At 43.8% G+C, this 12,885-nt stretch carries 11 protein-coding genes; 7 read left to right on the top strand and 4 right to left on the bottom strand.

Annotated elements, in window-relative coordinates; genetic code table 11:
• A partial coding sequence (locus tag EHO60_RS17210; RefSeq protein WP_210409352.1) for an ankyrin repeat domain-containing protein occupies positions 1–253 on the top strand: 253 nt, incomplete at its 5' end.
• Between the two features lie 808 nt (positions 254–1,061).
• Here the strand turns inward: EHO60_RS17210 and EHO60_RS09885 are convergent.
• Complete coding sequence (locus EHO60_RS09885; RefSeq protein WP_135768041.1) at positions 1,062–1,373, bottom strand: ArsR/SmtB family transcription factor; 312 nt, start codon at positions 1,371–1,373, stop codon at positions 1,062–1,064.
• 175 nt (positions 1,374–1,548) lie between these two features.
• Here EHO60_RS09885 and EHO60_RS09890 point away from each other — a divergent pair, with 175 nt between their 5' ends.
• From EHO60_RS09890 to EHO60_RS09900, 3 genes are all read left to right on the top strand, one after another.
• Positions 1,549–1,998: an SRPBCC family protein gene (locus EHO60_RS09890; protein ID WP_135768042.1), complete on the top strand. Its 450-nt coding sequence runs from the start codon at positions 1,549–1,551 to the stop codon at positions 1,996–1,998.
• Positions 1,999–2,877: 879 nt separating this feature from the next.
• Entirely contained in the window at positions 2,878–3,153 is a 276-nt protein-coding gene (locus tag EHO60_RS09895; protein WP_135768043.1) for a hypothetical protein, read from the top strand.
• A gap of 146 nt (positions 3,154–3,299) precedes the next feature.
• Positions 3,300–3,995, top strand: a complete 696-nt coding sequence (locus EHO60_RS09900) for a FecR family protein (RefSeq protein WP_135768044.1) — start codon at positions 3,300–3,302, stop codon at positions 3,993–3,995.
• Positions 3,996–4,106: 111 nt separating this feature from the next.
• Here the strand turns inward: EHO60_RS09900 and EHO60_RS09905 are convergent, their stop codons facing one another.
• The 3 genes from EHO60_RS09905 to EHO60_RS09915 form a co-directional block, all read right to left on the bottom strand.
• Entirely contained in the window at positions 4,107–5,642 is a 1,536-nt protein-coding gene (locus EHO60_RS09905; protein ID WP_246028248.1) for an alginate export family protein, read from the bottom strand.
• A gap of 827 nt (positions 5,643–6,469) precedes the next feature.
• Positions 6,470–8,860, bottom strand: coding sequence for an ammonium transporter (amt, locus tag EHO60_RS09910; protein WP_135768045.1), 2,391 nt, complete (start codon positions 8,858–8,860; stop codon positions 6,470–6,472).
• A gap of 378 nt (positions 8,861–9,238) precedes the next feature.
• On the bottom strand, positions 9,239–9,628 hold the full coding sequence (locus EHO60_RS09915) for a DUF1304 domain-containing protein (RefSeq protein ID WP_135768046.1): 390 nt from the start codon (positions 9,626–9,628) through the stop codon (positions 9,239–9,241).
• A 161-nt stretch (positions 9,629–9,789) separates the two neighbouring features.
• Between EHO60_RS09915 and EHO60_RS09920 the strand changes: the two genes are divergently transcribed.
• The 3 genes from EHO60_RS09920 to EHO60_RS09930 all read left to right on the top strand — a co-directional run bounded on the left by EHO60_RS09920 (position 9,790) and on the right by EHO60_RS09930 (position 12,883).
• Positions 9,790–10,773: a GlxA family transcriptional regulator gene (locus EHO60_RS09920; protein ID WP_135768047.1), complete on the top strand. Its 984-nt coding sequence runs from the start codon at positions 9,790–9,792 to the stop codon at positions 10,771–10,773.
• A gap of 618 nt (positions 10,774–11,391) precedes the next feature.
• Entirely contained in the window at positions 11,392–12,198 is an 807-nt protein-coding gene (locus EHO60_RS09925) for a hypothetical protein (RefSeq protein WP_135768048.1), read from the top strand.
• Positions 12,199–12,331: 133 nt separating this feature from the next.
• A complete protein-coding gene (locus EHO60_RS09930; protein WP_135768049.1) occupies positions 12,332–12,883 on the top strand; it encodes a hypothetical protein in 552 nt (183 codons plus the stop codon).
• Positions 12,884–12,885 lie beyond the last annotated feature (2 nt).

A 12,885-nucleotide genomic window follows, 5' to 3' on the forward strand; every position in this document is an offset into this window, starting at 1 on the left:
AATCATTTTCTCTTTCAGAAGAAACTGGGGCCACCGGTTTTTCGATGACTGTCAGGTGAATACTATCTCACCACATCTGGAATTTGCAGCAATGGACGGCAGTAAAGAGTCAGTAAAACTTCTACTAGATGCTGGTGCAGACCCTCACGCTTTAAAGAAGTTGTCTTTTCGGTTGGCTAAGGAAAGGGCGGAGCAGCTTTCCGGAGACGACGAGAGTTGGGCGATTTTCAGGCTGATTAAGGCGAGGATGTAGAGGAAGAAAAGGATAAGAAATCTTACCAAAACCCGGCTTTGGCCGGGTTTCTTCGTAAAAAGGGGTAAAGAGTAAATCTGATCAAGGAATTATGAGAATATTAGAATTCACAACTTTGCTAATTCTAACTGCGATGAGCTATGAAGCCAAAGCTGGGATTCTCACGTACAACACCGCGAAGGATCGAACCGTGGTCAAGTTATTGGGGGCGAAGGAAATTGTGGAATTTGAAAGGAGCGCAATAACTTGACCGAAGGTGAGAGCCTGACCCGAGGATAGAAACATGAAGGTATTAGAATAAAGGAAAATGCGAGGGGCGCGGCCAAAGGAGAAGTGGGCGGGAACGCGATCCGACTGCAGTTAACAAACGGAGCGGTCGCAGGACTGGTCAACGGAATCATCAGCACATATTATCGTTCTAAAAAGTTCTCCGAAATTTGCCAAGATATGCGCAATCAAAGAGTGAGATATATTTCGAAAAAAATGATTAACTTTGCACCAAATGATTTAAAATTAATCCTGGAATAATCCAAGTGCCCAAAACTTTTTTGTATATTTATCAATTCAAAGGAAATTTTTATGGACCAGTTCAAAATTATAATTAGCAATTTTGAGCTAAAGAATCTTCATTCCAGTCGAGGAGAGTAAGAATCACCTAAAAGTTATCTAAGTTGATGAAACGCGACTTAAAAAAGAATTCGAGGTAGCTTGAAGCGCAGTGTTTTTATACAAACCCAATGACTTCGGTTAGCAGATAGAATTGAAATTTGGAACTAGATGAAAAAGAGTTTCCGATTCTCGCCCGAGTCTAGTGACCCTCTCCTCCCTCGGAAAAAGTCTTTAAGGAAGTGAGAGCTCTTTCCCAAAGTCGATCCAGATATTTCCTCATGATTTCCACGCCTTTCGGATCCGCATAGTAAAGATGACGGGTGCCGTTTCTGCGCACACGCACCAATCCTACGTCCTTTAGCACCTTGAGGTGTTGGGATACTGCGGGCCGGGAAATGGGAAGGTTCTCCGCGATTTCCACGACCGCAAGAGGACATTTCGAAATACGCTCGAAAATTTCCCTCCGAGTCGGGTCTCCTAATGCTTGTATAGCAGCCGCTCCGTTGGCCATAAACTAAGGTAATTATATACTTACCTGTAATTTTGCGTCAAGACCAAATTCTCTTTTATAACGCACTAACCTAATTGATTTTGGTGGTTGACAAAACCAGTTAGGTTAGTATATACTTACGGTAGGTCTACACTAACTCTTTTGAGACTCTGTGGGGCCGAAGAGGAAGAATGATATGAGCTATGAAATCAATCATAAGATAGGACTCAAAGTGGCTCCAGAGAAGTTGTATGAAACTTTGACGGATCCTAAAAAACTCGCACAATGGTGGACCTCGGACACGCGCGGTAACGGAACGAATGTGGGCGGCATTCTTGAATTTTGGTTCGGAAATTTTTGCCAGAAATTCGAAGTCCGGACGTTGGAGCAGGGAAAATTGGTGCGCTGGAAAGCGACACAGGAAGGAGGAATGGGGGAGTGGGCCGGTACCGAGATCACTTTTCGGATTTGGACGGACAACATCCAAACATTACTTCATTTTAGACATTCCGACTGGAAGGATAGCACGGATTTTCTCGCGCATTGTTCGATGAAATGGGCCACTTTTCTACTGAGCTTAAAGGACCTCATGGAAAAAGGACAGGGGCGCCCCGCTCCAAACGATTTGAGCATCGACTATAACTGAGAATAGAGCCCATATAGTTAAAGTCGAAAACGGCAGTCGATATACGCATGAAAGACTGTCTACTTGAGGGAGCGGCTTTATCGAATATGGTTTCGAGATAGATGCTTTCTTCCGATCGGAATGTTACAGTTCGATCGGAAGAAGATTTCTCTCTTTTATGCGCAATTGCGCCTAGGAATTTATCATTATAAAAATTTAATAAATTATCTTTTCCGCCTGTGTATTTTCTCTGGTCCTTTCTTTGATACATGCCTCTTGTATTCGAAATCAGGTTTGCCGGAAAGGAGATGAAGATTAAGAGATCCTTCTGTTCTTTCTGAAGTTACAAGCCTTCATTGTCGTTCAATTTCCCGTGGATGGCTTAGAGGAATTGATGCAAAATTCTGTTTAAGCTTATATTCCGCTTAATTGCGAATTTTCCTCGGCTTAGATTTCGGATCCGCCGGCAACTGCGGGACACATTGAATCATCGCTCGTTTGGAAAAAGATCATTTCTTCCATAAATTCAACGATGAACGGAGTTCGTTTTTCTAAAATGAGACATATTTGTATTAGCGCTTCAAAGTAGCAAAATTCCATTTCTATAATATTCTAAATAAATTAATAATGAGCTCGATCCATTTTTGTTCCGGAATTTAATTTTATTGACACGTTTTATTCTCCTGCGGATATTCTGTCTCTGTTTTTCTTCAGAGTTACTGGTTCCGGTTCGGCCGAGATGAGAAGGAATGAATATGCTTACCTCGCTTGTAATATCGTTGGTTCTAACCGCGATCTTTCTCGCGGCGAGCGGAAGATTTACCTCATTTAAAAAGAGGTCGAACCGGGAAATTCTTGAGGAGATAAACCGGAATTATTCACACAAAAAAGGAGGATAGAATGTTGATCACTTCCTATACCGTAAAGAATCGAAGCGAATACATAAGGGCGAGCAGGAGAGAAAAATTTTTGGGAGAGTTTGGTCTTCAGGAAAAGGAAGGAGAAGAAGGCCATTTTTATTCTAAAGAATTTCCGGAGTTGAGCGTTCGAATTAAAGATACCATCTGGATCGCTGAGCGTGATAGGTATGTTAAGATCACGGATTCTTGGGAAAATGCCTCCGCCTTTTTGGAAGATTATAGAAAATACGTTAAGAATTCCCGAAAACGAGCTTAAAATTTGGTTTGGCTTCGAATTTTTTGATTTCGCAAAATCTTGTTAGAAGTGGTGAAAACGACCGAAACGGAAAATAATAGAATTGATCCGTTTGAAAGTATGCTTACCCTAAGGTTCCTCGCATAAATGCGCGAGAGGGAAGATCTATGACTCGGATTCAAATAATAACGACCGTTCTATTTTTGGGTTTTTTTTGCTTCGACTGTAAGAAAGAAACGAGCAATAAGAAGGGGTTCGTCGGCTTCGTTTCGGGAACCGTGCACATCCAACGGGATGGAAAATCGATAAAACCGGAAGTGAACCAAGAGATTATCGGTGGGGACGTGATCGTAACCGGAGATAAATCCATTGCCACCGTCGTATTCGGGGAAAATTCAACCGTGCTGGAAATTCAGTCGAATTCCAAATTCCACTTCAACGAAATTGCGAACGATAAAACTTTTTTCCAGGAGTCGGGGGCTTCTTGGATTGTTTCGAACAAACTGTTGAAAGGCGAGGGGATCACTTTACAAACTCCTTCCACGACCGCAGGAGTTAGGGGAACGAAATTTTACACCACCGTTTATGAGGACATGATTTTTACCTGCCATTGCGAGGGCAAAATAGAGCTGGAAAACAAAACCGACAAGTCCAAACGGACCAACGAGCAGGATTACCTTTCTGTCACTCGGGGCAATAAGACCATATACATTACTCCGGCAGATTCGCAAAAAGAAGGTATTTCTTATAACCACAATCATAGTGAAATCCAGAATTCGCCTTTGGGACCTCAGAATCAAATGAGCAAAGAGGAGTTCGGGATGTTGATCGCAATCGTAAAGAAAAAGTTGGACTCTCCCTGACTTAACCTGTGCGCATAAACAATGCGGAAGTTTTACGGACCCACTTTTGTGAACACCGTTCCTTCCGCGTCGTCGTTCATGCGGTGTCTATCCCCGCAAATTCCTCTTTTCTTACATCGATACTGAAACCATTAAGTAGAAGAATTTGGAATTTGGCGTGAAACTATTTCTATCCAGCGGATTTGCCGCATACGGATTGTTTCTCGCATTCCGGATCGCGTCTTCCGCTCTTGCCAAGGAAAAACCGGACCAGATGGAAACGTATTCCGAATAATTGTAAATCCACGTAAAGTCATACTGGTACATCAGATGTTTTCCCAAACGCCCATTGTCGACAGTGAATTTGTTATCGGAATAATTTTCAGTGCTTGCGCCAGTGTTCGGTACTCCGGAAACTTTATACCAAGCATCTTGCGGAGTTGCTTTGTAAGTATCGTAAATCGTGAATATCAAAGTTCCATAATTTTCCGTTTTGATATTCAAACGGGCGGAGTAGGTCCGGATATTTGCGAACCCGACAAGTAAAGATTGACCGTTCATAACATTCCAGTTCGGAAAAGAGCCAGCCACTTGTGGAAATAAAGTCTGCCAGGTTCCTACTTTAGCATCGGAACGATTCGGATCTCCCGAGGCAAAAGTATACCCTCCTCCTAAGCGGACATTGTCTAAAATTTTCACGCCCGTATCGATGGATAGAAATCTCGTATCGTATTGAACTCGTTGGGTATAGAAATTTTTTCCAGAAGGAGCCTGAATATTCAGAATATCCCAATCCGCCTTGACTCGATCACCCGTATAGCCCGTTTGCCAAGCGGATTCGATCGTCCAGTCCCAAATCTTTCCCGCAGGAAGAGTGTTCGAATTCGTTCGATTCGTTAAGCGAAACCCTGCAGTGATCAGATCGTCCCTTTGTTTAGATCGGTTATCGTTCATATCTATGGGAGGATTCGGATTCGCTATCCATTTTTTGGAGATATCAAAAGTATATAGATCTAGATCGAAAAGACCGTTCCCCTTGATCGTATTATACATTCCCATAAAATAGGCTTCGTCGATACTTCCTTTCGCCTTTCCGTTGCTGGTAGTCAATCCGTAGGGAGCATCGTATTGGTTTGAAAGAATAGTGCCGAATACGTGACTTCTAAACCACTTGGAATCGTGAACGAATCTGATTCCGTCGAAAGAGAATCCGGTATTCAACCAGTTAAGGGGGCCGACCATTTTGAGATCTCCGAATGCGAATACTTGCCTTCCGATCATTACGGATACCGGTAGTTTATCACTTTTCTTTAAAGTTATAAAGGCCTCCCGAATGTCCGTGGGATTTCTTAAATTCGTATTCGTCGTAGTTCCCGGAGTCAATGTCGTTCCGCTTCCGGTAGTTAAAGCGTATGACCAGTTTCCCGCGTTTTGCGCGCCTTGGCTTCCTCCCCATAATCTCGTATCTTGAATGGTGACCTTGATCGCGAAATAGGGGGACGGATCGAGAAGAAACCACAATTGCGTATTTTGACCGACAAAAGAGGAATAATCGTCCATCCGTTTGCTGAAGTTGGAATGCTCTCTGGATTCGTATCTTGGACGAACGGAAAAGCCGATTTTTAGATTATCCAACCAGAACAGATTCGATTTTTGCGTGTCCTTCATCTGTTCCGGTGAAACTAAAAGAGTCCTCAGATAATCGATGGGGATGTCACCTTTCCATGAGCTTGCGTATTTATTTTCCTCAGGCTTTTTCTTCGGATCCGGCTTTGGATCCCCGGATTCCGTTTTCGGGGAAGTCGAAGGAAGAGGCTCTTGCGGCTTCGGCGATAACGATTCCGTCGATCCCTCTTTAGTGGACGGGGGAGGTAGATCGGCGGATTGCGGATATACGGCTCCGAATGAAAGAAATAGACAGATAGAAAACAATCCGACAGGCAAGCCGTAGGGATATTGTTTTCGTAAGCTTTCGAAGTGATTATGCTCACCGAGTTTTTCCGCTCGGGATTGTTTTTTAGATTTCCTATGTTTCATATGCAGCGATTCCTATACAAAATTTTATTAGCAAAAATCATGCCAATCGCTATCAATTATGTAAAAATGATTATCTTTGTGAGTATCGGGGTTTTATAGCCTTTTTGAAGACTATGGCTGCCTAACATATTGGCTGGATTTTTAAGATTTGTTTAGTATCTAGACTAATACTAGAGTATTTGGTCTAGATTTTAGCGTTTTTATTCTTCTCGAATCTTTTCTCTATGGGCAGCTTGCTCTATTTTTAGTTAAAAATCGATTTTAGTTGGCTTGGTTGTCTATATTTGAATAAAAATTTAAAATTGGTATGAAATTTGCTTATATTCTTTCGTAATGCTGCCCACTTCTTTTGAAAAAGAAAGGAATATTATGAAATTGAATGATTCTTTGAGAATGTAATGAGGAGGAATCGCGAACGATTCGTTGAGAAAGAGTGGGAACGGTTTTTATAAGATCGCTCAGATCTTAGGTAAGAAAACGTAAAAAGTAGTTTTTCCCGGTTCTGATTCTAAATCGACTCTGCCCCCGTGTTTCTCCACGATTCTTCTGCAGATATCTAAGCCAAGACCGGAGCCTTCCCCGCGAGGTTTGGTGGTAAAGAAAGGTTCGAAAATTCTGGATCTCATTTCCTTAGGGATTCCCGGTCCGTTATCCGTCACTTCTATGCATACGTTCTGATCGAATTCTTTGACGGAAATCGTGATTTTGCCTTTAAATTCTATCGCTTGCAGAGAGTTGTAGATCAGATTCGTCCAGACCTGCATGAGATCATCGGGAAAGGCTAGGATGATCGGTCTAGAGTCGAATTCCAGCTTCAAGTCGACGCCATTTATGATTTTATTATTATAAATAATTAAAACTGTTTCTAGAGTTCCGACGATGTCGGACGGAATCTTATTGGAAATCGCTTCGATGTGGGAATAGTTTTTTAAGGCATAAGTGATTTTGGAAGTCCTTTCCACGGCAAGCCGAATCGATTCTAGGTTTCGGATCGATTGAACTTCGGACAGAATGAATTCGAGAATCGGATGGTTGCTTTTGTCCGCAAAGAATTCTTCATTTTTTTCAAGAACGGAAAGAAAACCTATGTCGATCACTTGCGAGGCCGTGGATAGAGGATCGTGGAATTCGACTTTTTTTAAGATGGCTTCCGCTTGATTTAAAGAGATTTTCCTTTCCGACCTTGTTAGGATTCTGATTTTGCCTGTAGTTCCGGCCTCTATCATGCCGAGAATGGAGTCGATCCGGGAAACATTCGCGGAAGAGAACATATTTATGTAGTTAGATAGACGATTCGAAGTTTGTTTGAAGTAGTCCGTCAGCTCTCCGCTCAGAGCTGAGATCGCGCCTAAGGGATTGTTGATTTCGTGAGCTATCCCCGAAACCAATTGTCCAAGAGAGGCCATTTTTTCGGAAAGAATGAGTTTGTCCTGGGTTTTCTGTAAAGTTTCTAAAGCATAGGCGATCTCCTTTCTCGCATTTTCGTTTTCGTTCAAGGTCTCACGTATTCTTTTTAGAACCAAGTTATAGCGTTTGGCGATCTGTCCGACTTCAGTAAAGGGCTCCTCGTAGACGTCGCAAAGATCTCCGGTGCGATGCTGGTGTTCCATAATACGTAAAAGGTCCACTAGGTCCGTTCTCGCGTTATGCTCGGAAAGATTAAGTCCTTCCTCCTCTTCTTTGGAGCCGACACGTAGCGGGCCGAAAAACGGGATTCTGTTCAATATGAGAAATACGAGATATGAGGTGACAAATACGAAGATCCCTACGGATAAAATCCCGAGCAGTTGGACTTTCAATAAGGAAATTCTATCGCCGAACCCTAGCAAGGAGTAATCGGCAAGTATACCAACGGAAAGGCTTCCCCATATCCCTCCGACCAAATGGACCGGTATTGCACCGACAGCGTCATCAATTTTAAATTTTTCTAATAATTCTTCCGAAGGAAGAAGAAGCATTCCGGCCAAGAATCCAATGACGCCGGCCTCGACTACTGAAAACAGATCAGCACCTGCCGTAATCGCAACCGCCCCGATCAAGGAACCGTTTAAAAGAGAGGAGGGCTGTGGAACTCCTTTTGCGAACCAGGAAACGATCATTGCGGTAAGCATGGATATTCCAGACGCCATCACGGTATTTACTATGATTCCCGGTACTTTTGAGTTGAATCCGAGGGTGCTTCCTCCGTTAAATCCCAGCCATCCAAACCATAAAAGAATTCCTCCGAACATGGCTACGGGAAGGTTGCTCCCGTTGATCCGTTTCGCGATTCCTATGTCGAACCTTCCTTTTCTGGAACCTAAAACCAATAACAAAGCGAGAGAAACCCATCCACCGACGCTGTGCACTATTGTAGATCCGGCAAAATCATGAAAACCTAATCTTTTGAGCCAACCTACCGGTTCGAGGGATAGATTTCCCCCCCAGCTCCAATGGCCTGCAACCGGATAAATAAATCCGGAGACCAGGAGGGTCACGAGTAGATACGATTGGAATTTCAACCTTTCGGCGACCGCACCCGAAACGATCGTCGCGGAAGTACCGCAAAAAACCAGTTGAAAGAGGAAAAATGCGGCAGGCCACGCTTCTTCTTTCGAAAAGATAGGGAAGAACATTGTCGTCCCCCAGAGTCCTTCGAAAGAATGGCCGAACATTAGCCCGAATCCGAAGCAATAAAATAAAAGCGTCGCGATCCCGAAATCGGCGACGTTTTTGATCGCTACGTTAATCGAATTTTTGGCGCGGGTTAATCCGGATTCGAGGACGAGGAAACCGGCCTGCATGAGGAGTACGATCCCTGAACACACGATGACCCAGAGAATATCCAATAAATTCTTTTCCGGGTACATGGCTATTTTTCCTCTAGCATCCGATTTAATTTACTTCGCTTATTCTTTAATGTCTTGCGAATAATGGACGTCTAAATCTAAAAGAATACGTTTCGTATTTGGAGCGGTCATTCGAAGAGTAAGAACTTAGAATCTATATCATTTAGATCAACATTTTATCCGATAACTCTTCAACAAAAATCGAGGGTTTGGGTTTTTGAGACGTAAAAAGGAAACAGTATTTTTACCGAAGTGGCAAAAATAACATAAAAATCGGTCTACTGAAGATTTCGTTTGTCGCTTCGAATGCGACAAGAGGGTCATTAGATAAAAGGATATTCCCCGAAGGAATACGGACGAAAGCTAGGGTGATTCTAACACCCTAGCAGTGCGGAAATATTAAGCGAACATTTTCGAAAAGAGGAGGATTAACGCGACGAACGGAGGAAAGCCTTGTATGAATGCGGCCCTCGCCATTTTCTTTCCAGCGGAAAAAAATAGAACCGTTCCTGCGCCGAATACGCTGAGGCAGGAGAAGATCATGATCGCCGGCGCATACATCGCGTTTGCCTCGAAAAAGATCGCCCCGTAAAGGGCTCCTATTGCCAGAAAAAGATTGTAAAAGCCTTGGTTCAGAAACACGTTGCGCATCGCTTCAGCTTGTTTCGAATCCGAAACTCCGAACCTCTTAAAGATTGCAGGTTTCATCCATAGGACGCTCTCCATGATGAAGATCCAGACGTGAAGTAGGCCGACTAAACCCGCCAAAATTCTAGCTGCGAGGATCATTTTATAAACTCCGAAAATTAAGGATAGATTAACGTATCACAAGTTTCCCCGAAGGTCCAGTTCGTAAAATGCCATTTTTCAGTGCGAATAGGCCAAATTTAATCTGTCCTAATACGGTAAAAAGATTGTAATTGGCCAATTTCCGTAGCAGAACGGAAGGCATGAATGTGGCCATTCTGCTTTTACGGGATTCCCCCGCTTCGGTGATTACCGGGCTTTTCGAATTTTTCGAAATCGCAGGGATAGATTTGAGATACAGGCGGTCCCGAAGACGGTGCAACGTATTTACTGCCGCGGTAGATTCGTCTACGGTGAGGCTCCACGGAAGAGTGACCATCGAACCGGATTCGGTAGGAAGGCTGACGGAGCCTTGCGACGTAGTGATCGTGCCGGCAATCGGTCCTGAAGTTACGAACGTCGCGAATAGATTCGGGATGGAGATCGAGTGGTTAAAGGACGTGGCGCGTAAGGAGATTCGGATTGCGAGTGTTTGTTCCGGAGCCTTTCTTCTTGCTTCCGCCGGATTGCTGGACGGCAGGGCGGCGACCACCCATTGGCTTTTTGCCCCGGTTTTCCGGAGGATGTTTCCCGGTGTGAATTTGAACGTAGACCGTTTGGTCATAGATACCGGACAATTTTTGACTTCGGGGGGAAGTAACGCATTTTACGATCTCGCACTTCATTTAATCGAGCAGTCGTTTAACAGAGAGGTCGCAGTTTCCTGTGCACGGCATTTTTTGCTGGATACGGAACGTATTTCTCAAACTCCTTTTATGGCTTTTAGCTCTCAGAAACATCACAAGGACGAATCTATCGCGGCGGCTCAATCCATTCTGGAAAAGGAGTTTGCGACTTCCGTTTCCATGGAAGCTTTGGCACATAGGATCGGCTTGAACCCGCGGACGTTCAAGCGGCGTTTTAAATCTGCGACGGGAGATGCACCCTCCGTTTATCAACAACGATTAAGGATAGAATGGGCGCGGAAACGTCTTTCGGAATCGGGCGATTCGGTCGAGGAAGTCTGCTATGCCGTCGGTTATGAAAATCTAGGCTTCTTTCGCGCTCTTTTTAAGAGACATACGGGATATACTCCGTTCGAATACAGACGTAGATTGGCTAAGAATGTGGAAGGAAAGGGACGTTGATGGTTGCGAGGGATGGTCGGTGTAATTCCCGCGTAAACCGATCTATAAAAATAGAAATGACAATTAATCTGGGAGATTTACATTAACCCGGAGAGAGTTTGCGCAATACTTTTACCGGGCAAACACATGTGATGGACAGACTGTTTCGTTTCATACTCGTTATTATTATTTTCTTTTCCGGATCTTCTGGGGAAATCCAGGAACGGATAGAACAGTCCGAACTATTACTGAATACGAGAGTCAACCTTCACGTCCCATTCCAGAAGATGCGCCCCTATTTTGCTTTAGGGTTGATCGCTCACCTGGATCAAAACGAAGGAGTTCATTCAAAAGAAAAAGCGAGAAAGAGGGATTCGGAGTTTCAGATTCCTTTTGCTCAGGCTTTCGGTTTTGCTCGTGATACTTTTATTATACTTTTATATTCTTCCGGGATCGGATCGAATCAATTCTCTCGACCTCCTCCAGCATCCTTTTTAATCGTTTGAATACCTACGAATTCAGCGCGCTCGTTTAGACGCTTCTTCCTCGAATAAGAACGGGAAGAGTTCTGATCCGATATTCGGCATCGATTGCGAGACGAGTTTTATCTATAAAGATGAATTCCTTTGATATTAGGATATGTACTTGTTTAAAAAATCTTATATAATTATTTTCAACGTCGCCTTCCCGTTTCTACTTTTAAGCGTTCCGAGCGGCTTTTTGTCCGCCCAACAGGACCTCTTTAACGTTCCGGCGATGAATATCACAAAGAAAGGTCAAAATTTCGTCCAGGAGCAGATCATTTTTTACCAGCGTCAGATGCAATTCGATACGACCTACATGCACGGCTTGGGAAATAATCATGAGATCGGACTCAGTGCGTATAATTATTTTGTGGATACAGCGCCCAAAAAAAATTCCCTATCGGATTTTACCTCCTCTTTAGGCCCGTATCCCGCCGTGAATTCGAACTTACAATTCGTTTATCAGAAGAAGTTCGAACCGGCGGAATACTTTCATATCAGCTTAGGTACGAAAGCGGGGATCGCTTCCGGGCCAACCCCCTCCTCATCCACATTCGCGAACTCGAATTTCGTGATGACTTCCACCGAGATTAAATCGCTTAGAACTACTCTCTTCTTAGGTGGTTATTTTGGAAACTCCGCGTTTTACGGGCATTATAACCAAAGGATCTTTCCGGGAAACGAACCGAGCATTAGCAAGGTAGGCATGATGTACGGAATAGAAGTCGAAGTCGTTCGAGATAAACTCAGGGTGATGTGCGATTTGATTACGGGTGTAAATGCTCTCGGAGTCGGAGTCTGCGGATTTTCGTACCATTACAACGAATTGTACTTTATTTCCGTCGGATACCAAATCCCGAATCCGAAGGATGGAACTTTTAACCCGCATGCGTTGCTGATAGAACTGAACGCATATTTTTGAGATCCAATGGAAATTAATTGACAAGGCCGTTTTCCCCTTCAACGTAAACGAACCTTTTATCGTTCCGAAATCGGGTTCCGGTTTTGGAAGAGCTATTTGTAGTTTACGGATATTTCTGATTTACGAGGACATTATGGCGGGAGTCAAAGAACGCGGATCCGATAATCTGAAGATCTGCATTTTTATTCTGTCGGTACTTTGCAATCTAAGCTGCATCGGAGAATATTATCAGGATGAGATGGACAAAACCAAGGGGAATAAGATCGCCAGAGAAGATGCGAAGAAGTTACTGACTACCGATCTTCTCGCTTTGCAGCAACGTTGTCCTCAGTTCGGCACATCCGGTTACAACTGGATGAACAGTTACTTGTTTATGCTAATATCCGATCCGTGTCCTACTTCCTCCGGAAATTCCTCCAGTTCTTCCAAATCCACCAAATCGTCCAGCAGTTCTTCCCGGAGTTCCGGCCAGGGGAATTCTTCCTTAACCGGCTGCGCCGACTACAGCTACTTGGATCGGGGAGCGATCGCAACTTGCAGAATGCTGGTTCAGGGCGATCCCTGTACTCCCGTTAGTTGCAGTTATTGTAATGAATCAACTGCAACGGCAAACTATCGGTTTGCCGCCTTTGCGGACTGCGGTTCCGCCTTCAAATCGAACTACGTTTTTCCGCTCTTTCTTTAAGT

The sequence above is a fragment of the Leptospira fletcheri genome, assembly GCF_004769195.1.
Lineage (GTDB): Bacteria > Spirochaetota > Leptospiria > Leptospirales > Leptospiraceae > Leptospira_B > Leptospira_B fletcheri.